Origin of the sequence: Enterobacter cloacae complex sp. FDA-CDC-AR_0164, from assembly GCF_003071645.1 — a bacterium.
GTDB lineage: Bacteria > Pseudomonadota > Gammaproteobacteria > Enterobacterales > Enterobacteriaceae > Enterobacter > Enterobacter ludwigii.
This window is the reverse complement of the sequence record NZ_CP028950.1, coordinates 2,842,394-2,866,878: the sequence shown is the minus strand read 5'-3', so window position 1 is coordinate 2,866,878 and position 24,485 is coordinate 2,842,394. Positions and strand designations below refer to the sequence as shown.

The 24,485-nt window shown below is 55.7% G+C and carries 26 protein-coding genes; 5 read left to right on the top strand and 21 right to left on the bottom strand.

Going from position 1 to position 24,485, the window contains the following annotated elements; translation table 11 throughout:
• The first annotated feature begins 66 nt into the window (after positions 1-66).
• From folX to AM410_RS14115, 3 genes are read left to right on the top strand one after another with little or no spacing between them, the layout of a single operon-like run.
• Positions 67-435: a dihydroneopterin triphosphate 2'-epimerase gene (gene folX / locus AM410_RS14125; RefSeq protein ID WP_020883131.1), complete on the top strand. Its 369-nt coding sequence runs from the start codon at positions 67-69 to the stop codon at positions 433-435.
• Positions 436-448: 13 nt separating this feature from the next.
• Positions 449-1,342, top strand: a complete 894-nt coding sequence (locus tag AM410_RS14120) for a TIGR01777 family oxidoreductase (protein ID WP_014171021.1) — start codon at positions 449-451, stop codon at positions 1,340-1,342.
• A 41-nt stretch (positions 1,343-1,383) separates the two neighbouring features.
• A complete protein-coding gene (locus AM410_RS14115; RefSeq protein WP_079231823.1) occupies positions 1,384-1,893 on the top strand; it encodes a GNAT family N-acetyltransferase in 510 nt (169 codons plus the stop codon).
• Between the two features lie 47 nt (positions 1,894-1,940).
• On the opposite strand, the gene hisP is transcribed toward AM410_RS14115, so the two are convergent.
• The 15 genes from hisP to pdxB form a co-directional block, all read right to left on the bottom strand.
• Positions 1,941-2,714, bottom strand: coding sequence for a histidine ABC transporter ATP-binding protein HisP (gene hisP, locus AM410_RS14110; protein ID WP_020883129.1), 774 nt, complete (start codon positions 2,712-2,714; stop codon positions 1,941-1,943).
• A gap of 8 nt (positions 2,715-2,722) precedes the next feature.
• The gene (locus AM410_RS14105; protein ID WP_008502590.1) at positions 2,723-3,439 is read right to left on the bottom strand and encodes an ABC transporter permease; all 717 of its coding nucleotides are present in this window, start codon (positions 3,437-3,439) and stop codon (positions 2,723-2,725) included.
• Complete coding sequence (locus AM410_RS14100; protein ID WP_020883127.1) at positions 3,436-4,122, bottom strand: histidine ABC transporter permease HisQ; 687 nt, start codon at positions 4,120-4,122, stop codon at positions 3,436-3,438. The genes AM410_RS14105 and AM410_RS14100 overlap by 4 nt, the downstream gene beginning before the upstream one ends.
• 88 nt (positions 4,123-4,210) lie before the next feature.
• The gene (gene hisJ, locus AM410_RS14095; RefSeq protein WP_020883126.1) at positions 4,211-4,993 is read right to left on the bottom strand and encodes a histidine ABC transporter substrate-binding protein HisJ; all 783 of its coding nucleotides are present in this window, start codon (positions 4,991-4,993) and stop codon (positions 4,211-4,213) included.
• Between the two features lie 226 nt (positions 4,994-5,219).
• Positions 5,220-6,002, bottom strand: a complete 783-nt coding sequence (gene argT, locus AM410_RS14090) for a lysine/arginine/ornithine ABC transporter substrate-binding protein ArgT (protein ID WP_108647984.1) — start codon at positions 6,000-6,002, stop codon at positions 5,220-5,222.
• Positions 6,003-6,292: 290 nt separating this feature from the next.
• Positions 6,293-6,862 carry a UbiX family flavin prenyltransferase gene (locus AM410_RS14085; protein WP_014171027.1) on the bottom strand — a complete coding sequence of 190 codons (570 nt, stop codon included), beginning with the start codon at positions 6,860-6,862 and terminating at the stop codon, positions 6,293-6,295.
• Between the two features lie 89 nt (positions 6,863-6,951).
• The gene (gene purF / locus AM410_RS14080; RefSeq protein ID WP_014171028.1) at positions 6,952-8,469 is read right to left on the bottom strand and encodes an amidophosphoribosyltransferase; all 1,518 of its coding nucleotides are present in this window, start codon (positions 8,467-8,469) and stop codon (positions 6,952-6,954) included.
• A gap of 36 nt (positions 8,470-8,505) precedes the next feature.
• The gene (cvpA, locus tag AM410_RS14075) at positions 8,506-8,994 is read right to left on the bottom strand and encodes a colicin V production protein (protein ID WP_000262116.1); all 489 of its coding nucleotides are present in this window, start codon (positions 8,992-8,994) and stop codon (positions 8,506-8,508) included.
• Positions 8,995-9,205: 211 nt separating this feature from the next.
• Positions 9,206-9,907, bottom strand: a complete 702-nt coding sequence (gene dedD / locus AM410_RS14070) for a cell division protein DedD (protein WP_108647982.1) — start codon at positions 9,905-9,907, stop codon at positions 9,206-9,208.
• A complete protein-coding gene (folC, locus tag AM410_RS14065) occupies positions 9,897-11,165 on the bottom strand; it encodes a bifunctional tetrahydrofolate synthase/dihydrofolate synthase (RefSeq protein ID WP_108647981.1) in 1,269 nt (422 codons plus the stop codon). The genes dedD and folC overlap by 11 nt, the downstream gene beginning before the upstream one ends.
• Positions 11,166-11,232: 67 nt before the next feature.
• Positions 11,233-12,138, bottom strand: coding sequence for an acetyl-CoA carboxylase, carboxyltransferase subunit beta (accD, locus tag AM410_RS14060; RefSeq protein ID WP_108647979.1), 906 nt, complete (start codon positions 12,136-12,138; stop codon positions 11,233-11,235).
• A 154-nt stretch (positions 12,139-12,292) separates the two neighbouring features.
• Entirely contained in the window at positions 12,293-12,952 is a 660-nt protein-coding gene (locus tag AM410_RS14055) for a DedA family protein (protein WP_020883122.1), read from the bottom strand.
• A 28-nt stretch (positions 12,953-12,980) separates the two neighbouring features.
• Entirely contained in the window at positions 12,981-13,793 is an 813-nt protein-coding gene (truA, locus tag AM410_RS14050) for a tRNA pseudouridine(38-40) synthase TruA (protein ID WP_025203571.1), read from the bottom strand.
• Positions 13,793-14,806 (bottom strand): aspartate-semialdehyde dehydrogenase, encoded by a 1,014-nt coding sequence (locus AM410_RS14045; protein WP_020883120.1) that lies wholly within the window; start codon positions 14,804-14,806, stop codon positions 13,793-13,795. Before AM410_RS14045 ends, truA begins: the two co-directional genes overlap by 1 nt.
• Positions 14,807-14,873: 67 nt before the next feature.
• The gene (gene pdxB / locus AM410_RS14040; protein ID WP_108647978.1) at positions 14,874-16,010 is read right to left on the bottom strand and encodes a 4-phosphoerythronate dehydrogenase PdxB; all 1,137 of its coding nucleotides are present in this window, start codon (positions 16,008-16,010) and stop codon (positions 14,874-14,876) included.
• A gap of 113 nt (positions 16,011-16,123) precedes the next feature.
• On the opposite strand from pdxB, the gene flk reads away from it, so the two are divergent.
• Positions 16,124-17,128: a flagella biosynthesis regulator Flk gene (gene flk, locus AM410_RS14035; protein ID WP_025203569.1), complete on the top strand. Its 1,005-nt coding sequence runs from the start codon at positions 16,124-16,126 to the stop codon at positions 17,126-17,128.
• Between the two features lie 76 nt (positions 17,129-17,204).
• Here the strand turns inward: flk and AM410_RS14030 are convergent, their stop codons facing one another.
• A complete protein-coding gene (locus tag AM410_RS14030) occupies positions 17,205-18,383 on the bottom strand; it encodes an MFS transporter (protein WP_108647976.1) in 1,179 nt (392 codons plus the stop codon).
• 206 nt (positions 18,384-18,589) lie between these two features.
• Positions 18,590-19,807 (bottom strand): beta-ketoacyl-ACP synthase I, encoded by a 1,218-nt coding sequence (gene fabB, locus AM410_RS14025; protein WP_014171039.1) that lies wholly within the window; start codon positions 19,805-19,807, stop codon positions 18,590-18,592.
• A gap of 158 nt (positions 19,808-19,965) precedes the next feature.
• On the opposite strand from fabB, the gene mnmC reads away from it, so the two are divergent.
• On the top strand, positions 19,966-21,963 hold the full coding sequence (mnmC, locus tag AM410_RS14020; protein WP_108647974.1) for a bifunctional tRNA (5-methylaminomethyl-2-thiouridine)(34)-methyltransferase MnmD/FAD-dependent 5-carboxymethylaminomethyl-2-thiouridine(34) oxidoreductase MnmC: 1,998 nt from the start codon (positions 19,966-19,968) through the stop codon (positions 21,961-21,963).
• A 50-nt stretch (positions 21,964-22,013) separates the two neighbouring features.
• Here mnmC and AM410_RS14015 read toward each other — a convergent pair whose 3' ends face one another.
• Genes AM410_RS14015 through mepA form a run of 4 tightly spaced genes read right to left on the bottom strand, consistent with a single transcriptional unit; the run spans position 22,014 to position 24,484 of the window.
• Positions 22,014-22,292 carry a YfcL family protein gene (locus tag AM410_RS14015; RefSeq protein ID WP_020883115.1) on the bottom strand — a complete coding sequence of 93 codons (279 nt, stop codon included), beginning with the start codon at positions 22,290-22,292 and terminating at the stop codon, positions 22,014-22,016.
• A gap of 13 nt (positions 22,293-22,305) precedes the next feature.
• Positions 22,306-22,851, bottom strand: coding sequence for an elongation factor P hydroxylase (locus AM410_RS14010; RefSeq protein WP_047743002.1), 546 nt, complete (start codon positions 22,849-22,851; stop codon positions 22,306-22,308).
• On the bottom strand, positions 22,851-23,660 hold the full coding sequence (locus tag AM410_RS14005) for a sulfite exporter TauE/SafE family protein (protein ID WP_014171043.1): 810 nt from the start codon (positions 23,658-23,660) through the stop codon (positions 22,851-22,853). The genes AM410_RS14010 and AM410_RS14005 overlap by 1 nt, the downstream gene beginning before the upstream one ends.
• Positions 23,660-24,484 (bottom strand): penicillin-insensitive murein endopeptidase, encoded by an 825-nt coding sequence (gene mepA / locus AM410_RS14000; RefSeq protein WP_014171044.1) that lies wholly within the window; start codon positions 24,482-24,484, stop codon positions 23,660-23,662. The genes AM410_RS14005 and mepA overlap by 1 nt, the downstream gene beginning before the upstream one ends.
• Between the last annotated feature and the right edge of the window lies 1 nt (position 24,485).

Here is a 24,485-nt window from a genome sequence, read left to right as displayed (position 1 = left end):
CTGGTGTGTGCCGGAGAGGCTCTCATGTATTATGTGAAGGAAATTCTGACACGGAGAAGACCTGCAATGTCACAGCATGACGCTATTATTCGTATAAAAAATTTACGCCTACGCACCTTCATCGGAATCAAAGAGGAAGAGATCGCCAACCGTCAGGATATCGTGATTAATGTGGTTATCCACTACCCGGCTGAGAAAGCGCGGGCCAGCGAAGACATTAATGATGCGCTGAACTACCGCACGATAACCAAAAAAATCATCCAGTACGTGGAAAACAACCGCTTCTCTTTACTGGAAAAATTAACTCAGGATGTGCTCGACATCGCACGCGATCATCACTGGGTCACTTATGCTGAAGTAGAGATCGATAAACTTCACGCCCTGCGTTACGCCGATTCCGTCTCGATGACGTTAAGCTGGCAACGCCAGGCGTAACCCTGGAGGTTGTATGAAGATTTTGCTGACCGGCGGTACCGGCCTGATTGGTCGCCATCTCATTGCGCGTCTGCAGGCGTTGCATCACGACATCACCGTGGTGACGCGCAGTCCAGAGAAAGCGCGCCAGGTGCTGGGCGCAGGTATCGACATCTGGAGAAATCTGGCCGAGCAGCAGAATCTGGACGGGTTTGACGCCGTCATCAACCTGGCAGGCGAACCGATCGCCGATAAGCGCTGGACGGAAGAGCAAAAACAGCTCTTGTGCAGCAGCCGGTGGACCCTCACCGAAAAGCTGGTTGAGCTTATCCGTAACAGTCATACCCCGCCGTCGGTTCTCATTTCGGGTTCCGCCGTAGGGTATTACGGCGATCTCGGCGAGGTGGTGGTAACGGAAGAAGAGCCGCCCCACAACGAGTTTACCCATAAACTTTGCGCCCAGTGGGAGCGTATCGCCTGTGCTGCGCAAAGCGATCATACCCGCGTCTGCCTGCTCCGCACCGGTGTGGTCCTTGCCCCGAAAGGCGGCATTCTGGCGAAGATGCTCCCCCCTTTCAGGCTCGGTCTTGGCGGGCCAATCGGCAATGGCCGTCAGTATCTGGCATGGATCCATATCGACGATATGGTCAACGGTATTCTCTGGCTGCTGGATAACGATCTGCGCGGGCCGTTTAATATGGTTGCGCCCTACCCGGTGCGAAACGAACAGTTTGCCCATGCTCTCGGACATGCCCTGCATCGCCCGGCGATTTTGCGCGTGCCTGCTACGGTGATCCGCCTGATGATGGGTGAAGCGTCCGTGCTGGTGTTAGGCGGGCAACGGGCCCTGCCAAAACGGCTGGAAGCGGCCGGGTTTGCGTTCCGCTGGTATGACTTAGAAGAGGCGCTGGGGGATGTGGTGAGATAATGTTACAGTGATATGCCATGTTCCGACGAAATGGCATATCTATGGCAACCATTACCACTCCCCGGCTCCACCTCACGCCCTTCGAACCCACTGACTGGCCTTTTTTCCGTGCCCTGCGCGAGGATCGCGCCATCATGCAGTATATGGCCGCTATCGCCCCGGAAAAAGAGACCCGACGCCTGTTTGCCGCACGACTGACGGCAGCGCATGTATTCGTTATCCGCTTACGCGATGAAGAGACCCCGCTGGGCGATATCGGCCTGCAAATCAGCGCTGAAAATCGTGAAGAGGCGGATATCGGCTATACGGTCGTGCCTGCCGTGCAGGGACAGGGCATCGCCAGTGAGGCACTGCGCGCGGTGTGTGACTACGCATTTAACCAGACGGGTGTAAAGGCGATTAACGCATATGTGCTGGCAGACAACGGCGGGTCAGTCCGGGTACTGGAGAAAGCGGGTTTTGTGCGCACGCAGGTGCTGGAAAAAGCGTATGAGATTAACGGTGTGCGGTATGACGACTGGGTGTATCGACTGGAGTGTGGTGCGGTCTGATGCCCACACTCCGGCCCTCTCCCACAGGGAGAGGGGAAAGGTTAAACCTACTTCAAAGACCCCTTCAGGAACTGCTGCAGACGCGGGCTTTGCGGGTTCGCTAACACCTCATCGGGATGCCCCTGCTCTTCGATTTTACCCTGATGCAGGAAGATGACGTGGTTAGAGACGTTCCGGGCAAAGCCCATCTCGTGCGTCACCACCACCATCGTTTTGCCCTCTTCGGCGAGCTTCTGCATGATGCGCAGCACTTCGCCAACGAGTTCCGGGTCCAGCGCGGAGGTCGGTTCGTCGAATAGCAAGACTTCCGGCTCCATCGCCAGCGCACGGGCAATGGATACACGCTGCTGCTGCCCGCCGGACAGATGTACCGGATACTTCATCTGCTGGCGCTCATCAATACCCACTTTCGCCAGGTATTTCACCGCACGGTCGCGGGCGTCCTGTTTGCTGAGACCCAGCACCTGGATTGGCGCTTCCATTACGTTCTCCAGCACCGTCATATGGCTCCAGAGATTAAAGTGCTGGAAAACCATCGTCAGGCGCGTACGCAACAGACGCAGCTGATTTTTATCCGCCACCTTCAGCTGGCCGTCTTTGTCACGCACCAGATTGATGTTCTGCCCGCTCACCACAATTGAGCCTTCGCTCGGTTTTTCGAGGAAGTTAATGCAGCGCAGGAAAGTACTTTTACCGGAGCCGGATGAGCCGATAATACTGATGACATCGCCCGCGTTTGCCTGCAGCGACACCCCTTTCAGCACTTCATGTTCGCCGTAGCGTTTGTGCAGATCAATAACGTTTAATTTGTTCTCAGCCATCATCATTCTCAGTGCGTCGAAGAAGGTTTTATATGCTGCAACCAGCGTTTTTCTGCCTTACGGAACAGGCTAATCAGGACGTATGAAATTATCAAATAAAGCACTGCCGCAATACCGAATGCGGTAAACGGCTGATAGGTTGCCGAGTTAATATCCCGGGCAATCTTCAGTAAGTCCGGCACCGTGGCGGTAAAGGCCAGCGCCGTGGAGTGCAGCATCAGAATCACTTCGTTACTGTACGCCGGTAACGCAATACGCAGCGCCGATGGCAGAATGATGCAACGGTAAAGCTTCACGGAGGAGAAGCCGTACGCACGCGCCGCTTCAATCTCACCGTACGGGACAGAGCGAATCGCCCCTGCGAAAATCTCGGTGGTATAGGCGCAGGTATTGAGCGTCAATGCCAGCACCGTACAGTTTAGACCGCTGCGGAAGAACGCATTGAGCATTTCAGTGCCTTTTACGATCTCAAGCGTGTACATCCCCGAATAGAACACCAGCAGCTGCACGTACAGCGGCGTACCGCGAAACACATAGGTAAACAGCCAGATTGGGAACTGGATAAATTTATTGTTCGACACACGACCAATGGCGAGAAATACCGCCAGAATGCCGCCCATCACCACAGAGGAGATCAGAAGCCAGAGCGTAATGGCGACGCCGGTGAAGCGATAGCCATCTGTCCACAGCAGCGATTTCCAGTATTCCTGAATAATCTCAATCACAGATCAGCCCTCTTCACACCCACGGAGTAGCGACGTTCGAGCAGAAGCAGCACACCATTGGAGGCGGTCGTAAAGACCAGATAGATTACGCCACATACCACCGCAAAGTAGAACGGCTCCCAGGTGCTTTTGCCGGCAAGCTGGGTCGCTTTCACCACATCTTCCAGGCCAAGCAGAGAGACCAGCGCGGTTGCCTTAAGAATAACCTGCCAGTTGTTACCGATACCTGGAAGCGCATAGCGCATCATGGCCGGGAACATGATTCGACGAAACGTCTGTGAGGAGGTGAAACCGAATGCGGTTGCCGCTTCAATGTGGCCTTTCGGCACAGCCATATACGCGCCGCGGAAGGTTTCGGTGAAGTAGGCCCCGTAGATAAAACCGAGCGTAATAATACCGGCCACCATCGGGTCGATATCGATTTGTCCCATACCCATAGCGTCCGTCACGCTGTTAAGCGCAATCTGCAGACCGTAAAAGATCAGAAGCATCAGCACCAGATCGGGAACACCGCGAATCAGCGTCGTATAGCCTTCAAAAATCAGCGCCAGCGGCTTGTTAGCCGAAAGCTTCGCCCCTGCGCCCGCCAGACCTATCAGCACCGCCAGCACCACGGAGCTGAGAGCCAGCTCAAGGGTGACAAGCGCGCCCTGTAAAATAACGCCAGAAAATCCGTACAGCATACCGCGAGCCCTGTCGTATCGTGAGTGGTGGAACCGTGTCTTTTCCCCTCCCACAGTGGGAGGGGCTGCACGTTATTTGACGGGGCGATTAGCCGCCGTAAACATTGAAATCGAAGTATTTTTTCGCAATTTTCTCGTACGTGCCGTCAGCGCGCATTTCGGCAAAGGCTTTGTTCAGCGCTTCACGCAATTCGTTGTCTTCCTTGCGCAGGCCCATACCGGTGCCTACACCAAACAACTTCACATCCTTGATGGATGGACCGCCAAACTTATAGTCTTTGCCGACCGGCTGCTTCAGGAAGCCTTCGCTCGCCGCGACTTCATCCTGGAACGCCGCGTCAATGCGACCTGCCGTCAGGTCAGCGTAGATATTTTCCTGGCCCTGATAAGAGACGATTTCAATCCCTTTCGGTGCCCAGTGTTCGTTACCGTAGGTTTCCTGAGTGGTTCCCTGCAGCACGCCCACGCGTTTGCCTTTCAGCGACTCAAGAGTGGGCTGAATATCGGAAGATTTGGCGACCACCAGACGTGAATCTGCCGCGTAAAGTTTGTCCGTGAAAGCAATCTCCTGCTGGCGTTTTTCAGTGATGGAGAGCGAGGACATAATCACGTCGATTTTTTTCGCTTTCAGTGACGGGATCAGCGCATCCAGTGGGTTCTCAACATAGGTACACTGCGCTTTGATGCGTTTGCACAGTTCGTTGGCCAGATCGATGTCAAAACCAACCAATTCACCTTTAGAATTCTTCGATTCGAACGGTGCATAGGTAGGATCGGTACCGATTCGAATTTTCTGCGGAATTGCTGCGAATGCCGCGGTGGCGCTGGAAAAGGCCAGCACCAGAGAAAGTGACAATACTAGTTTTTTCATATCTGTCCTCAACAAACTGTCTACATACGGGATTTTTACGACGACGGGGTGGTGCTAATGTGCCATCAATCCCCTCCGTCAGGCAAAGAATAATGCCTTTGAGCCGGGATTTTTTGCATTATAAATGCGTAAGTATGCACACAGCGATCCAATACAGTGCATTAATTGCACCATATTGGATCATCCCGCCCGACAATGCACCTCAGCAGTGCATTGCCGTCAGGTATTAGTCACCGTAGACGTTGAAGTCGAAGTATTTCTTCGCCAGTTTGTCGTAGGTACCGTCTTTACGCAGCTCAGCAAACGCTTTGTCGAAGGCGGCTTTCAGCTCGGTATCGTCCTTGCGCAGGCCGATACCCGTACCGTCACCAAAGTACTTTTTGTCTTTCACGGACGGGCCAGCAAAAGCGTACTCTTTGCCCGCTGGCTGTTTCAGGAAGCCTTCGCTCGCGGCGACTTCATCCTGGAATGCCGCATCCAGACGGCCTGCAGCCAGGTCAGAGTAGATCAGATCCTGGTTCTGGTACGCCACTACGTCGACGCCCTTCTCACGCCAGTTCGCATTGGCAAACCCTTCCTGCGTTGAGCCCTGAAGCACGCCGACATGCTTGCCTTTCAGCGAGTCGATGGTGGGTTGAATCGGGGAGCCTTTAGCGGCAATCAGACGTGAATCTGCAGCGTAAAGCTTGTCAGAGAAGGCAATCTCCTGCTGACGTTTTTCGGTGATAGAGAGAGAAGAGATAATGGCGTCGATTTTCTTGGCTTTCAGCGACGGGATTAACGCATCAAAGTCGCTGCCCACCCATGTGCATTTCACCGCAATGCGTTTGCACATTTCATTTCCCAGATCGATATCAAACCCAACGAAATCGCCTTTCGCATCCTTGGAAGAGAATGGCGCGTAGGTTGCGTCTGTACCGATACGAACTGGCTGTGGAAGCGCTGCGTAGCTACCTGCTGCCGCACTTAACCCCACCAGCAAAGACAGAGCCAGAACCGTCTTCTTCATACATTTACCCTCAAGTACCGTGATTTTATTATGTATTGTGTTGTGTGTTGTGTTGCAGGCTTCTCTTGCAGGTCTTATGCCACATTGCCGTCTGGTGAAAAGTTCGACGTTAAATATGTTAATAAAACGTTGCGATATTGCCTTAATGGTGAAAGATAGCAGGTCTGCCGAACGAACCGGAAAGAGAAAAAGGGAAAAAGCGAATTAAATGTCGAGGATATGATCGCCGTTGCATAATTGCCCTGAAACAGGGCACGTTATCTTTTCATGCACGCTGTGGGTGCACAGATTCAGGCACCCTGCCAGCGGGTGAAAAGGTCTTCAGGCAGGTCGATATCAAACTGATCGAGAACGCGGTTAACCGTCTGATTAATCACATCATCCAGTGAAACGGGCCGGTGATAGAACGCCGGTACCGGTGGCATGATCACCGCGCCGAGTTCAGCAGCCTGAGTCATTAAACGCAGATGTCCCAGGTGCAGCGGCGTTTCCCGCACGCAAAGAACCAGAGGACGGCGCTCCTTCAGCACCACGTCCGCGGCGCGGGTGACCAGCGTGTCGGTATAGCTGTTTACAATGCCGGAGAGCGTTTTAATGGAACAAGGCAGGATAACCATGCCGGCCGTTTTAAACGAGCCTGAGGAGATGCTGGCGGCGATATCGCGGGCATCGTGAACCACATCCGCCAGCGCCTGAACATCACGCAGTGAGAGGTCGGTTTCAAGAGAGAGGGTCTGACGTGCCGCCTGGCTCATGACCAGATGCGTTTCCACTTCTGCCACGTCGCGCAGCACCTGTAACAGACGTACGCCGTAAATCGCGCCACTGGCACCACTGAGCCCAACAATGAGTCGTTTCATGATTTTCGCCCTAACTGATTTCAGGGCAGACTGTGCAGGATTTTGCGGGGAGTTGCAAGTGAGGGCAAATGCCCTCACTTGCACAGACATCAACCTTCGTTGTGCATCTCTAAACTTTCGAGATCGTTTTGCAGCTGGACGGCCTTCGCATCGTCGTTGCGCAGCGAATCAAGGTAGTCGAGGTACTGCTGGTCAACGTCTTTCGTCACGTAGACGCCATTAAACACGGAGCATTCGAACTGCTGAATATCCGGGTTCTCAGCGCGTACTGCGTCGATAAGATCGTTCAGATCCTGGAAAATCAGGCCGTCGGCACCGATGATCTGACGAATTTCGTCCACTTCACGACCGTGAGCGATCAGCTCATTGGCGGTTGGCATATCGATGCCGTACACGTTCGGGAAACGAATTTCCGGTGCGGCTGAGGCCAGATACACTTTCTTCGCACCCGCTTCGCGCGCCATCTCAATAATCTGTTCTGAGGTGGTGCCGCGAACGATGGAGTCATCCACCAGCAGGACGTTTTTGTCGCGGAACTCAGCGCGGTTTGCGTTCAGTTTACGACGTACGGACTTACGGCGCAGCTGCTGACCCGGCATGATAAAGGTACGACCAACGTAACGGTTTTTCACAAACCCCTGACGGTATGGCTTGTCCAGAATGCGGGCGATTTCCAGAGCGATATCGCAGGACGTTTCCGGAATAGGAATAACGACGTCGATATCCAGATCGTCCCATTCGCGGGCAATCTTCTCGCCAAGTTTTGTCCCCATGTTCACGCGCGCGCTGTAAACGGAAATCTTGTCGATAAACGAGTCCGGACGGGCGAAGTAAACATATTCAAACAGGCACGGATTGCTCACCGGGTTGTCAGCACACTGGCGGGTGAACAGCTGGCCCTTCTCAGTGATATAGACCGCTTCGCCAGGCGCAACATCACGCAGGAACTCGAAGCCCAGGGTATCCAGCGCCACGCTTTCAGAGGCAACCATGTATTCGGTACGACCATCACCGAGATCGCGCTTACCGAGCACCAGCGGGCGGATGCCGTTTGGATCGCGGAAGGCAACCATCCCGTGGCCGATAATCATCGCCACGCAGGCATACGCACCACGGATCTGGCGGTTAGTCGCGGCAACGGCGGCAAAAATGTTGTCTGCTTCCAGCGGATAGTGACGGAAGTTATCCAGCTCGCTGGCAAAGATATTGAGCAGAATTTCAGAATCAGAGGTGGTGTTAATGTGGCGACGTTTCTCTTCGAACAACTTCTTACGCAGCTCGTGCGCGTTGGTCAGGTTGCCATTGTGGGCAAGCGTGATGCCATACGGTGAGTTGACGTAGAAAGGCTGAGCCTCAGAGGCGCTGGAACTGCCAGCAGTAGGATAACGAACGTGACCGATCCCCATATTACCTTGCAGACGCTGCATATGGCGGGCTTCAAACACATCATTTACCAGACCATTCGCCTTACGTAAACGGAAGCAGTTGTTTGCATCAATGGTGATGATACCCGCAGCATCCTGCCCACGGTGCTGAAGCACCGTTAACGCGTCATAAATCGACTGGTTTACCGGCATGAAACCGGCGATACCGACAATACCGCACATTCGTCTTTTCCTCGTTAAGCCACATCTCAGAGCGCATTACGCTCTGGGCAAGAAACTCGACGAGCTTTGCAGATAGTCAAAGAACCATCTGATGATGAAACTGAACTCTGGAATGAGCTGCGATTTTTGCCAGTCTTCACTTTTGGAGAACCCGGTAAAGGTATCCAGGAAGAACAGGATCGCGGCCACAATCAGCACGCCTCGTAGTGCGCCGAAACAGATCCCGAGTACCCTGTCTGTTCCTGACAGACCGGTTTTCTCGACCAGCTGACCTATCACGTAATTTACGATAGCGCCGACAATCAGCGTCGCGATAAACAGCACCGCGATAGCGATTCCATTTCGGACCAGTTCATCTTCAAAGCCCGTGAACCAGACAGACAGGTAAGTGTAGTAATGACTGGCAACAAAGAAAGCACAACCCCAGGTTACCAGCGATAACGCTTCACGAACAAAGCCACGGATCAGGCTAACCAGACAGGAAAAACCAATCACCGCAATGATGGCGTAATCAATCCAGACCATATGTGTCCCACGATTTAACGCCCTGTCATCCAGTTCGGGGCGAATTCTAACAGAAAAAGAAAACGTTTGCGTAGGGATTTCCTTCCCGCGCGTAAATAAAAAAGGCGCTGAAAAAATGTTCAACGCCGTGGCTTTTTACGTCTCTGTGGACGTCTGCCGTCACTCTTCCCCCCACCCTCTCCTCACAGAAAGGATAAGGGTGAGGGAGGGGTTAGTTCGCGCTGTAGCTCATCACCACACCGCTCAGGCCGGAGATCTGCTTCAGCTCACCCAGCGATCCTTTAAGCTTATCTTTGGACGCTTCTGGCCCCACGAGAATACGGGTAATTTTACCCTGTACCGGCGTGGAAGGTGAAGTGTAAACACGATATCCCGCACTGCGCAGTTTACCCACCACCTCATTGACCTTATCGGCATTTTTCAGCGCACCCAGCTGCACGACGTAGGCTTTGCCCGTCGGAGCGGCTTCCTGCTGAGCCGATTTCGCCGGAGGCGGTGTCTCTGTCGCTGCGGCAAGCTGTTCGCTCGTTTTATCACGCTGCGGTTTCGGCTGCGTTTTTTCGACCGACTTCGGTTTCTCAGCCGGTTTAGGCTGCACGACCGGAACCGGTACCGGATCGATATCGTTGGTGTTGCTCGCCGCCAGACGAGACGGATCAAGAGACGGCGCAGCCGCATCGCCCGCGCGAACCTCTTCCGCTGCGCCTTCCGGCGGCTGAGCAGGAAGGGCCTGTGTCGCCGCAGGCAGCATATCCGGCTCGTCGCGATCGCCCGGTTTCGGTACCAGAGGAATGGCTGCAAACTCATCCTGATAGTGCTTTTTCTGCCCGTCGAGCAGGCCCGGGAGAATAATGACTCCCAGCGCCACCAGCACTATTGTTCCTGCTAAACGGTTCTGAAACTTACTCGCCACCGGTTCTCCCCGCGTCCATCACGTCCATGACATGTGCCACCGTGTGGAACGAGCCACACACCAGCACGGTATCTTCTGGTTTAGCATCCGCCATCGCGGCATGCCAGGCCTGAGCCACGCTATTATAGATTGCGCCTTTGCCGAGATGTTCCATCAACTGCTCAGCGGTCGCCCCGCGTGGCCCCTCCAGAGGAGCACAATACCAGCTATCGACCACACTCTCCATGCAGGCCAGCGTACCGCCAATATCTTTATCATGAAGCATACCGATAACCGCCAGCACGCGCCCGGTTTTTGGTAACGATTTGAGACGTCCCGCGAGATACGCCGCGGCATGCGGGTTGTGCGCCACATCGAGGATCAGGCGCGGTGACTCGCTGACAATCTGGAAACGCCCGGGCAGGATCGCCCGCTCAATGCCCTCGCGAATCGCCTGCTCGCTCACCGCCAGACCGCTTGCGCGCAGTGCCGCCAGCGCGGTTGCCGCGTTAGGCTGCGGCACCTGCGGCAATGGCAGGTTGTCCAGTGCGCCCTGCGCATCGCTAAAGCGCCAGACGTCTGCCTGAACCTCATACTGCCACTCTACGCCACGGCGCAGCAGACGCGCACCCGTCTCATTCGCCACCTCTGCAATGGTGTGCGGCATATCCGGCTCGCCGACCACGGCAGGTTTATTCGTCCGGAAAATCCCAGCTTTCTCGCGACCAATGCTTTCGCGATCCGGCCCCAGCCAGTCGGTATGATCCAGCGCAATGCTGGTCACGACGGCCACATCCGCATCCACCATGTTGGTAGCATCAAGACGCCCGCCGAGGCCGACTTCCAGAATCACCACGTCCAGCTGCGCCTGCTTAAACAACCACAGTGCCGACAGGGTGCCGTATTCAAAATAGGTTAATGAAATTTCACCGCGCGCGGCTTCAATTTCCGCGAAAGAGGCGGTATGCGCTGATTCCGGCAGCTCGCGATTTTGCACACGCACCCGCTCGGTATACCGCACGAGGTGTGGAGAGCTGTAAACACCAACCTTATAGCCTGCTGCCATCAGGACAGACTCCAGCGTGCGGCACGTCGTGCCTTTACCGTTCGTTCCGGCAACGGTGAACACAAACGGCGCTGGTTTCAGTACGTCGAGACGCGCGGCAACCTGGCTTACGCGCTCAAGCCCCATATCGATGGTTTTACTGTGCAGGTTTTCCAGATAAGAAAGCCACGCGGCCAGGGGCGACGTGGCTTGGGGAATGCTTTTATTTTCCATGATGCCCGGTCATTAACAGTTGAGAAAGCAAAAGGGCAGCGCCATCCGGCCCTGCCCTTTTCAGTTATCAGGCCTCGGGTTCCTGATCCGGTACCACCACGCCTTCGCGCGGCTCATCCGGGTTCGGCGCTGGCAGATTCATCATCTTCGCCAGGATGCTTGCCAGTTTCAGGCGCATCTCCGGACGGCGGACGATCATGTCGATAGCGCCTTTCTCGATGAGGAACTCACTGCGCTGGAAGCCCGGCGGCAGTTTTTCACGTACGGTCTGTTCGATGACGCGTGGACCCGCAAAACCGATCAGCGCTTTCGGCTCAGCGATGTTCAGATCGCCCAGCATGGCAAAGCTTGCGGAAACGCCACCCATCGTCGGGTCGGTCAGCACGGAGATGTACGGCAAACCGCGCTCCTGCATTTTCGCCAGCGCAGCAGAGGTTTTCGCCATCTGCATCAGCGACATCAGCGCTTCCTGCATACGTGCACCACCGGAAGCGGAGAAGCAGATCAGCGGGCAGTTGTCTTCCAGCGCCTGCTCAACGGCACGCACAAAGCGCGCACCCACGACAGAGCCCATTGAGCCACCCATAAAGGAGAACTCAAACGCGGCAGCCACCACCGGCATCGTGTGCAGGGTGCCTTTCATGACGATCAGCGCGTCTTTCTCGCCGGTCTCTTTCTGTGCAGAGGCCAGACGGTCTTTGTATTTTTTGGAATCACGGAACTTCAGCACGTCTTTTGGCTCAAGCTCGCTACCCAGTTCTACCAGAGAACCTTCGTCCAGCAGGCTATGCAGGCGATTACGCGCCGTCATACGCATGTGGTGGTCACACTTCGGACACACTTCAAGATTGCGTTCCAGCTCTGCGCGGTACAGAACCTGGCCGCAGCTATCACACTTCGTCCATACCCCTTCAGGAATGCTCGCTTTACGAGTCGGGGTTATGTTGCTTTTAATTCGTTCAATCCAGCTCATTGATAACCTTTCTGCCTGAACCTGGTCGTATGCCAGTTTTGCTATAAGAGGCGAATAATGCCATTTTTGCCTCCAACAGACCATGAATGTTGCACATTAAAACATAACAGCCCGAAACTTTGGATAAAAAAGTGGTCGAACCGCCAGTATGCATTTACTTCGCTTGCTTTGCTGCCGCACGTCGGTGACGAATAATCTCAATAACCCCAGGCAGTACCGAAAGCACAATAATCGCTACAATCAGCAACTTAAGGTTTTCCTGGACCACCGGGAGATCGCCAAACAGGTAGCCGGCATAGGTAAACAGCAACACCCACAGCAGCGCGCCAACAACGTTATATGCCGCAAAGTGACGATAGGACATATGCCCCATTCCCGCCACAAACGGTGCAAATGTACGCACAATAGGCACAAAACGGGCAAGGATAATGGTTTTGCCGCCATGGCGTTCATAGAACGCATGGGTTTTGTCGAGATAGCTGCGACGGAAAATTTTCGAGTCCGGATTGCTGAAAAGCCGCTCACCAAACACCCGCCCAATCGTGTAGTTCACCGCATCACCAATAATCGCGGCGATAACCATCAACACAACCATCAGATGCACATTCAAATCGTTAGTCGGTAACGCGGATAACGCGCCGGCCACGAACAGCAGTGAATCCCCCGGCAGGAACGGGGTGACAACCAGACCGGTTTCACAGAACAGAATGAGGAACAGAATAGCGTAAACCCAGACGCCATACTGCGCGACCAGCTCCGCCAGGTGAACATCAATATGCAGGATGAAATCAATCAAAAAACGTATTACGTCCATTTTGTCTAAGCCTTAATTGCACCTTTGATTAGTCCGCTAAAAACAGCGGGCCCATTGGCGGTTTCGGCAGGTCAAACCGATCCGGATAGTCTACCGAGACCAGATACAGCCCTTCCGCTTTCGCCGTGGCTGCCGCAAGCGTTCTGTCCTTCGCTGCCAGCAGTTCTGCAATCCAGCTCTCCGGCTGGTGTCCGGCACCCACTTCCATCAGGCTGCCCACAATATTCCGCACCATATGATGTACAAAGGCATTGGCTTTGATATCCACCACCACATACGCGCCATAACGGCTGACGTTTATGTGCATGACATTACGCCACGGCGTACGGGACTGGCACTGCACCGCACGGAACGAGGTAAAGTCATTTTCACCAATCAGACACTGCGCCGCACGATGCATACGTTCAGCATCAAGCGGTTCATAAAAATGCGTCACGCCCTGGCTTAACACCGCCGGACGTAGACGCTGATTGTAGATGACATAGCGGTAACGGCGCGCGGTGGCGCTGAAACGCGCATGAAAATCATCGGGAACATCTTTAACCCAACGAACTGCAATGTCTCCAGGTAAATTCGCATTCACCCCCAGCGTCCATGCGGCGTCCTTTCGCACAGCGGTGGTTTCAAAATGAACCACCTGCCCCGTGCCGTGAACGCCGGCATCCGTACGCCCGGCACAGAAAACGCTTATCGGTTCGTTCGCCACCTGAGAGAGCGCTTTTTCCAGTTTTTCCTGGACGCTGCGCACCTCATTTTGACGCTGCCAGCCATAATACTTACTGCCATCGTACTCAATACCGAGGGCAATTTTATGAACAGGCTTGTGATCCACTTCTGACATCAGTACAGGTACTCCTGCACGAGTTTCTCCGCAATTTTCACCGCCATCAGCGCGCCGCCAAAGCGAACGTTATCGGCAACTGACCAGAACTGGATCTGCTCAGGCATTCCGTAATCGTTACGTACGCAGCCAACAGACAGATGTGCACTACCGGTCGCATCACCAACCTGCGTCGGGAACTCACTCTCTTCGGAGAGGGCGATATCCTCACCGCGACCAAACGCGTCACGCGCTTCTTCTGCGGCGAGCGGGCGCAGCGCTTCAAAACCGACCATCTGTGCGTGGCCGTAGAAGACAGGAGACTGCACGCAGCTGGCAGAGATCATCAGGCCGTCATCCTGCAGGATTTTGCGGACTTCATCGACAATACGGCGTTCTTCGCGCACGCTGCCTTCGCGATCCGGCAGCAGTGGCAGCATGTTAAACGCCAGCTGGCGACCAAAATAGTCGTCTTCATCAATCGGAACGCCGCTCAGCAATTTCGCGCTCTGCCCGGCCAGCGCGTTAACCGCTTGCTTGCCGTTGGCAGACGCAGACAGCAGGCTGGTGACGAAGATACGCGACAGGCCGCCTTCGTCGATCAGCGGTTTCAGCGCGGTAAGCAGCTGACTGGTCAGGCTGTTCGGTACGGCGATAACGTTGCGGTTACGGTAGTCTGCCAGCACAAACGGGTTCACATCCGGCACCACCAGCGGCACATCCGGCTCAAGCGCGAACAAGCCGCTTAAATCAATCACCAGACAACCCGAGTTGGTGGCCTCTTCAATGTAAGACGCCGTAGCCTCAGCACCGGCTGCAAAAAACGCCAGCTGCGCCTGAGTCCAGTCGAACCCGACCGCATCCTGAACCATGACAGATTTACCGCCAAAACGCAGATGTTCACCCGCGCTATCTGTACGCGCCAGCGCATAGATATCACCCACCGGGAACTGACGCTCAGCAAGGGTTTCGAGCAGGGCTTCACCCACGGCACCCGTGGCACCTAAAATGGCAATGTTCCAGCCTTCAGACATGGTGGTTTACTCCAGAAATAAAAAAGCGTCCCTGTCGGAGTATCCAACAGGGAGCATTAAGAAGACATTAATGTGCCGGGTGATGAACGGCGTTAAAACCCAGTTTATGCAGCTGCGTCGCAGCCGTTGCGTCGTCGCAAATCACATACAGGGAAGACCATTCGCGGCGCTCAACATAGTTCTTGCGCAGCTTATCAAACTCACCCGGAATACCCGCCACTTTACGCAGCAGCGCGTCATCGCGGCGCACATCATACACCAAATGGACCAGTCGTTTCAGCGTTGCCTGATCGAGTGGTCCGTGCAGGGTAATGCGGCCAAATTCAGGCGCAGGCAGTAAGGTATCCAGCGCCACCTGCTGTGGATGGCCGATAAAGGCGCTATAGGCCTCAAAGACCTGCGTCGTGCCGCGGGCTTTTCCTTCAAGGGTATAACCGGCTATATGCGCCGTTGCGACGTCCACCTTGTTAAGCAGCGCAACGTTAAGCTCAGGCTCCGGCTCCCAGACGTCCAGCACCACGCTAAGCGCTTGCCCCTCGTCCAGACATTTCAGCAGCGCAAGGTTATCGACCACCGGGCCCCGGCAGGCATTTATCAGAATAGAGCCAGGCTTCAGACGACGGATCAGGGCTTCGTCAGCAAGGTGCAGCGACTTATAAGGCCCCTCTTTAAACAGCGGCGTATGGAAAGTGATCACATCGCACTGTGCAACCAGTTCATCCAGCGAACGGAAGTCGCCTTCATCACCGTTGTCTTTACGCGGCGGATCGCACAGCAGAGTGCGAATGCCTAACGCCTCAAGACGTTTATGCAGGCGCCCGCCCACGTTGCCCACACCAACAATCCCGACGGTACGGTCCTGCAACGCAAAACCGTCGCGCTCTGCCAGCATCAGCAGAGAGGAGAAGACATATTCCACGACCGCAATGGCGTTGCAGCCCGGCGCGGCTGAAAAACCGATCCCCGCCTGCTTAAGCCATTTATCATCCACATGATCCGTCCCTGCCGTTGCGGTCCCGACAAATTTCACCGCTTTGCCGGAGAGCAACGCCTCATTTACTTTGGTTACCGAGCGCACCATCAGCGCGTCTGCATCATCCAGCTCGTTTACCGGGATCGGCCGACCCGGGACAGCCTTAACGTTGCCGAGGCGGCTAAAGAGCTCGCGGGCATAAGGCATATTTTCATCAACGAGGATTTTCACGTCTGAGTACCTGTTTGAGAGGAAGAAAACCCATCAAGTGTGCCATAATCTGGCCGCCAGGCATATACGTCTGCCAGGTTTACGCTGAGTTTTGACTTTAAGGATTTTTGACGATGCAGCCCATTTCAGGTACGCCGCCGCGCCCTCCGGGTGAAGGCCCTGTCACACCAAACGTTGCAGGCGAACAACCGCTATCCACACAACAGCGCACCGTGCTGGAGCGACTGATCACGCGTCTGATCGCGCTGACGTCGCAGCAAAACGCGGAAGTCTGGGCTGGGGTAAAGCACGATTTAGGTGTCAGGAACGACGCACCTTTGCAGTCGCGCCATTTCCCTGCTGCCGAGCAAAACCTGAACCAGCGGATTGATACTGCACAGCAGAATCACAGCACACGCCAGATTGTCTCGCAGCTGACCGAGCTGTTGGGCCAGGGAAATAACCGCCAGGCGGTGAGTGATTTTATTCGCCAGCAGTTTGGTCAGACCGCCCTGAGCCAGCTGACCCCGGAACAGCTCAAAACCGTACTGACGCTGCTGCAAACCAATCAGCTGTCAATTCCACAGCCTCAGCAACGCCCTGCGACCGAGCGTCCGCTGCTGCCTGCCGAGCACAACACGCTCAAGCAGATGGTGACCAAGCTGGCCGCCGCCACCGGCGAACCAACGAAGCTTATCTGGCAATCAATGCTGGAACTCTCCGGCGTAAAAGCGGGCGAGCTGATCCCGGCGAAACAGTTTACGCATCTGGTGACCTGGCTACAGGCGCGTCAGACCCTCAGCACCCAGACCGCTCCAACCCTGCACACGGTTCAGGCGGCACTTAAGCAGCCGCTGGAGCCGAACGAATTTGACGCCATTCGTGATTACGCCCAGCAAACCTGGCAGGCCACACCGCAAACGGTACTGACCACCGCGCAGGTGCAGGATGTGCTCAACCAGATTTTCGTTCGCCGCGCCGAACGCGAAGGGGGCGTGCCGGAAGCACGAAACATACAGCCAATCTACAATCCGCTGTTTGCGCCAGTGGTGGAAACGTTCAGAACCCTCTCTGCCCGTCCAGGATTGATGTTTATTGCGTTAATGATTGCACTGGCGATTTTCTGGCTGGTCGCATAACGGTTTCGCCCGGTGGCGCTACGCCTGCCGGGCCGACAGCACACCGGGGAAGGCTTGCCGCCCCGGCACTTAACCGCTAAGACTGACGAAACGCCACCAGCGTCACCACAATGCCCACAACCGCTGCAACCGCGCCCGCCAGGAAAACAGACGGATACCCGAACGACGTCGCTAACAGACCTGCCAGCGGCCCGGTTACCCCGTATGAGATATCCTGAAACGCCGCATAGCCGCCAAGCGCCGTGCCACGCACCTGCGGGGCGACACGTTTTACCACCTCCACGCCCAGCGCCGGAAAAATAAGCGAGCATCCGCAGCCGGTCAACGCCGCGCCTAACAACGCTACGGACGCAACGGGTGCATTCCACAGTAACAGCAAACCCAGAGTTTCAATCACCAGTGATGCCACTGCAACCTTCACGCCGCCAAAACGATCCGGCATCCAGCCGAACAGCACGCGCATTAAGACAAATGCGCCACCAAAGGCGCTCAGCGTAAAACCTGCCATCGCCCAGCCGCGGCTCATAAAGTAGAGCGAGACGAACGTACCGATTACCGCAAAACCGACACCCTGCAGGGCCAGGCCAAGGCCCGGCTGCCAGATTTGACCCACCACGCTCCACAAAGACGGGCGCTCCCCTTTATGGGCAGGGACTTTACGCACCGGACCGTTGAATGCCCATGCCAGCAGCGGCAGCATCAGGGTGGTCGCTGCCAGCGCGGCAAAGCCAAAGTGGCTGTGGATAAGCAACCCGAGCGGGGCGCCTGCGGCAAGCGCGCCATAAATGGCCATGCCATTCCAGGACATGACTTTGCCGGAGCGTGCAGGCCCCACCAGTCCCATACCCCATGTCAGCGTACCGGTCAGGAGCTGGCTTTCACCAAAGCCCAGGATTAAACGCCCCACGATCAGCAGCGCAAATTTATACGCAGCGTCAACCGGCAGGAGAGCGGCCAGCAGCCATGCACCTCCCGCCAGACCACAGGCAAACATGCCCTGTAACGCCGAGCGTTTTGCCCCGTGCTGATCCGCCAGACGTCCGGCATAACCGCGGGTTAATACCGTAGCCAGGAACTGAATACCCACAGCGACGCCGACCATGGTGTTGCCATAGCCCAGCTCCTGATGAACAAACAGCGGGATCACCGGCAGCGGCAGGCCGACGGTCATATAGGTCAGGAACACCGCAAACGCGATGCGAAACAGCGAGACGTTCGCTGAAGAGGTTGTTTCTGTTTGAGTGACTGCAGTCATGCTTTACTCCGAAATGAAGAGTAAGGCGGGGAAAAACCACGCCCCCTCTTCCTGATAACCAGGATTTAGGTGCGTTGGTTGACGTTGAACGCTTACGCATTATCGTGAGGATAATGTTGAGGTAGGAAGTTTGCCTGCGAGATCAGCCGCTTGTCAATGCATAAAAAAAGGGAGCCGTCAGGCTCCCCTTTTGAATCAGTCAGAACTTATGCGTTGTACTTACGCATCACCAGCGTGGCGTTAGTACCGCCGAAACCGAAGCTGTTGGACATGACGGTAGTCAGTGTCGCTTCTTTAGGCTGGGTCACGATGTTCAGACCTGCGGCCTGCTCGTCCATTTCGTCAATGTTGATGCTTGGGGCGATAAAGCCATTTTCCAGCATCAGCAGAGAGTAGATCGCTTCCTGAACGCCAGCAGCACCCAGAGAGTGACCGGTCATGGCTTTGGTCGCAGAGATAGCCGGGCTGTTGTCACCGAACACTTCACGGATCGCACCCAGCTCTTTCACGTCGCCTACCGGAGTAGAGGTACCGTGGGAGTTCAGGTAGTCGATTGGTGTGTCAACGCCGTGCATCGCCATCTTCATGCAGCGCACTGCGCCTTCACCGGATGGAGCCACCATGTCAGCGCCGTCAGACGTTGCACCGTAGCCCACGATCTCAGCGTAGATGTGCGCACCACGCGCCAGCGCGTGCTCCAGCTCTTCAACCACAACCATACCGCCGCCGCCTGCGATAACGAAACCGTCACGGTGCGCATCATAGGTACGGGATGCTTTATCCGGAGTTTCGTTATATTTGGTGGACAGTGCCCCCATTGCGTCGAATTCACAGGCCATTTCCCAGCCCAGTTCTTCGCCGCCGCCAGCAAACACGATATCCTGTTTACCCAGCTGGATCTGCTCAACCGCATTACCGATGCAGTGTGCGGAGGTCGCACAGGCAGAGCTGATGGAGTAGTTAACGCCGTGGATTTTGAACGGGGTCGCCAGGCAAGCGGAAACCGCTGAACCCATGGCTTTAGTCACAACATAAGGACCTACCGCTTTCAGACCACGTGGGCTACGCATTGCGTCGGCACCAAAGACCTGCGCTTTAGATGAGCCACCGGAACCGGCGATCAGACCTACGCGTGGGTTGTTCTGGTAAACTTCCGCGCTCAGACCCGCATCCGCAATCGCTTCCTGCATGGAGAGATAAGCATAAATAGAGGCATCGTTCATGAAACGAACCACTTTACGGTCAATCAAACCGGTGGTGTCCAGTTTGACGTTACCCCATACGTGGCTACGCATACCTGAATCTTTAAACTCTTCAGAGAAAGTGATCCCGGAGCGTCCTTCACGCAGAGATGCCAGGACTTCCTGCTGGTTATTACCGATGCTGGAAACGATGCCCAGGCCAGTAATCACTGCACGTTTCATTCAATACCTCTGTAAGTCGCACTATATTAAGTTTCGAGTCGCACAATAGCGTACACTTGTACGCCGAACAAGTCCGATCAGACATTTTCTGCGGAAATTTGCACCGATGGACGCACATCGTTAAGATCGTGTCACTGCCTGTCAGACGAGTAACTTACGTGAAACAAAACGCTATACAACCCGCCAACCTCGAATTCAACGCTGAGGGTACACCTGTTTCCCGAGATTTTGATGACGTCTACTTTTCTAATGATAACGGACTGGAAGAAACCCGCTATGTTTTCCTCGACGGAAACCAGTTAAACGCCCGTTTCCCCACGCATCCGCGCAGTCTGTTCGTGGTCGCCGAGAGCGGGTTTGGCACCGGTCTGAATTTTCTCACCCTCTGGCAGATGTTCGATCAGTTTCACGCTGCTCACCCTGACGCTACACTGCAAAGATTACATTTCATCAGTTTTGAAAAATTTCCGCTCACCGCGCATGACCTTCGTCTGGCCCATCAGCACTGGCCGGAACTTGCGCCATGGGCGGAGCAGCTTCAGGCGCAGTGGCCGCCGCACCTCGGCGGCTGTCATCGTCTGCTGCTGGACGGCGGACGCGTCACGCTGGATCTGTGGCTCGGCGACATCAATGATCTGACCGATAAGCTTGATGATTCGATGAACCAGAAAGTGGACGCATGGTTCCTCGATGGTTTTGCTCCCGCCAAGAATCCGGACATGTGGAGCCAGCATCTGTTTAACGCCATGGCACGCCTGGCGCGTCCTGGCGCAACGCTCGCGACCTTCACCTCGGCAGGCTTTGTCCGCCGCGGATTGCAGGAGGCCGGCTTTACCATGCAAAAGACCAAAGGTTTTGGTCGCAAGCGCGACATGCTGGTCGGAAGAATGGATCAGATGCTGGAGATCCCCGCTCAGACGCCCTGGTTTTCACGCAGCGCCAGCACTTCACGAGAGGTAGCAATTGTCGGCGGCGGGATTGCCAGCGCCCTGCTTTCGCTCGCGCTTTTACACCGTGGCTGGCAGGTAACGCTCTACTGCGCCGACGACGCGCCGGCAAAGGGCGCTTCCGGCAACCGCCAGGGGGCGCTCTACCCACTGTTAAGCGCTCACGATCCGGCGCTGAGCCAGTTTTTCCCGGTAGCCTTTACCTTTGCCCGGCGCCTGTATGATGCCCTGCCTGTGGCGTTTGACCACGACTGGTGTGGCGTTACGCAACTGGGCTGGGATGAGAAGAGCCAGCAAAAAATCGCGCACATGTTGTCGCTGGGTCTGCCGCTCGAAATTGCCCGGGCGGTGAATGCGCAGCAGATAACCGAAACCGCGGGCGTCGATACGGGCTGCGACGGTATCCACTATCCGCTCGGTGGCTGGCTGTGTCCGGCAGATCTGACCACGGCAGCCATTGCGCTGGCGCAGTCGCGCGGGTTGACAGTGCACTATTCCCGCCAGGTCGCCTCACTTCACCACACGGAGCACTGGAACCTGCATTTCACCACCGGCGAAGAGGCGCAGCATACCTGCGTAGTGCTGGCCAACGGTCACCCTATCAGCCAGTTCAACCAGACGGAAAAGCTGCCGCTTTACCCTGTCGGCGGCCAGGTCAGCCATATCCCCACCTCGCCAGCGCTGGAAAAACTGCAGCAGGTACTCTGCTACGACGGCTATCTGACGCCACAAAATCCGTCCAACGGCCACCACTGCATTGGTGCCAGCTACCATCGCGGTGAGACCGACATGCGCTACAGCGAAGACGATCAGCAGCAAAATCGCCAGCGCCTGCTCAACTGCTTCCCGCAGGCCGACTGGGCAAAAGAGGTGGATATCAGCGCCGGTGACGCGCGCTGTGGCGTACGCTGTGCCACCCGGGACCATCTGCCGATGGCGGGAAATGTGCCTGACTATGAAGCAACGCTTGAGGCCTATCAGGATCTTGCTGAAAACCGTGATACCGCGGTGAGTGCGCCAGTTTATCCGCAGCTGTTTATGCTCGGGGGACTCGGTTCACGGGGATTATGCTCAGCGCCGTTGCTGGCCGAAGTGCTGGCGGCACAGATGAGTGATGAGCCCGTTCCGCTGGACAGCGTTACGCTTGCGGGGCTCAATCCCAACCGTTTGTGGGTACGGAAGTTACTGAAAGGAAAAAGGGTGAAGTAACGTACGGGTCGATGTCCTCCCTCTCCCACCGGGAGAGGGAGGAGAAATGACTACCTGGCTTTTGCCTGCTGGAACAGGGTGTCCCACATACCCAGCACTAATGACTGGTCACGCGGAGAGAGTTCCCCTGCCTGGATCGCTTTCTCCAGGCTGCGGCTCACTTCATCATGAATGGCCTCGGCAGAGTGATCGTCCCCTGCTTCCAGCTCAGCGACAGCCAGCGTCAGGTGACCACGCAGATAACCGCTGGCGAACAGCTCATCATCACTGGCGTGTTCCACCATGTCATCAATTAACGCCAGAATGCGTGATTCAAATTCTGCGATCATCTTCTTTCCTCTGTTAAAGATCTTCCGGCCAAGGGAAGCATTCCGCCGTGATCTCCGGCGTGTGGTAATAATTCTTTAAGGCCTCGATCAGGCGCGCCGGGCGTTCCGGGATGCCTTTCTCAAGATACTCCATCACCTGCGCATGAACGCGGCGCTGGAAGACAATACGGTCTGGCTCGACCTCTCCTTCGAGGTTGTCACAGCTGACGTTGAACGGGAAACCTGCCGCCACACAGAATAACCATTCCAGCGCCTGCGGTTTCACCTCCACATCTTCAAACTGGCTCTGCGTGGCGGCGTCACGTCCGTCCGGACAATACCAGTAGCCGAAGTCCACCTGCTCACGACGCGCTTTCCCCGCAATACACCAGTGCGAAATCTCGTGTAACCCACTGGCGTAAAAGCCGTGTGCGAACACGATACGGTTATACGGCACGTCCGCATCAGCAGGAAGATAGATCGGTTCGTCGTCGCCTTTAATCAGACGGGTATTAAAATCATCAGCAAAACAGCCATCAAAAATCTCAATCAGCTGTTCGTATTTATGGGTTGTGTTCATTAATTCATTCCCAGCCAGGTGAGGATCTCTTGTCCATGGCTGTCATAAAGCAGTTTGGCACTCATGACCGCTGAGACGACAACAATCATCGGGCGAATGAGCTTCTGTCCTTTGCTTAATACCAGACGCGAGCCCGCGCGTGCGCCTAAAAACTGCCCTGCCATCATCACAAATCCGGTTGCCCAGATAACTTTGCCACCAATGATAAACAGCAGCAGGCCGCCGACGTTTGACGTCGCATTGAGCACTTTGGCGTGGGCGGTGGATTTAGCGAGATTAAAGCCGGCCAGCGTCACGAACGCAAGGGCATAGAACGAGCCTGCTCCGGGGCCAAAGAAGCCATCGTAAAACCCGACGCAGCCACCCGCGATAAGAGCGAACGGCAGGCCATGCAGACGACGCTGCCGGTCTTCTTCCCCGAGCTTTGGCATCAACAAAAAGTAGAGACCGATGCAGATAACCAGAATGGGGAGGATCTGGCGCAGAATATCGGACTGTACATGCTGAACCAGCAGTGCACCCGAGGTCGAACCAATAAAGGTCATCAGGATATTGAGCTTCTGGTCAGCCAGACTGACGACCTTACGGCGAATAAAATAGAGCGACGCGGAGAGCGAGCCGCCGCACGCCTGAAGCTTGTTAGTGGCGAGCGCCTGTGCCGGGCTCATGCCCGCGGCCAGCAGCGCCGGTACGGTTAACAAACCACCGCCGCCCGCCAGAGCATCAATAAACCCGGCCAGCATCGCCACAAAGAAAAGCACCACCAGCAGAAGCGGCGACACCATAAACAGTTCGACGAAATTATCCATTAAAGTACATGCTCATCCAGTAGCGCCTGGCAGGAAGGCGGCAACGGAGGCGGTGTCTTCTTCTCAGGCTTAGAGGTTCCAGGTTTTGCCGGCTCAAACCAGCTCTGCAGTTCCGCACCACAGCCATCGCCTGGCGGGGGTAACGGCTGATCTTCACATTCCAGGCTGTTTGCCGGGCAGCGCAGACGAACGTGCATATGTGCACGATGCTGGAACCACGGGCGCACTTTACGCAGCCAGTCGCGATCGGTGCCGGCATCCAGGCAGAGCTGCTGCTTGATGGCCGGGTTCACGAAAATCCGCGTGACATCGTTATCTTTCGCCGCCAGCTTAATCATGCTGAAGACGTCCTGCGTCCACAACGATGGCACGACGTTTTTACCGTCGCGCGCCACCAGATCCAGCGCCTGCGGTTTCAGCAACTGGGCTGAACTCCAGCGCGCTTTCGGCAGTTGCAGGAAGATATCGACATCGAGACCGGTCTGGTGACTGGCGTGTCCGCCGTTGAACCGACCGCCGGCAGGCATCCCCATATCGCCAATCAGCATCGTGCCCAGCCCCAGGTTATGCACCTGGTTTCCCAGACGCTGGATAAACAGCACCAGATCCGGGTGGCCAAAATAACGACGCTGGTCGGTACGCATCACCTGATAGGTATCGGACTGCAGCGGAAGTTCCTGTGCCCCAACGATACAGCCGTTCGAGAACGCGCCAATAGACTGCGCGCTGCCCGCCACAGGATGGGTGATTTTCTGCCATGGCGTCGCGGCCAGACTGGCTCCACTGGCAAGCAGTGCCAGCAGAGCAATGACGGTTTTTTTCATG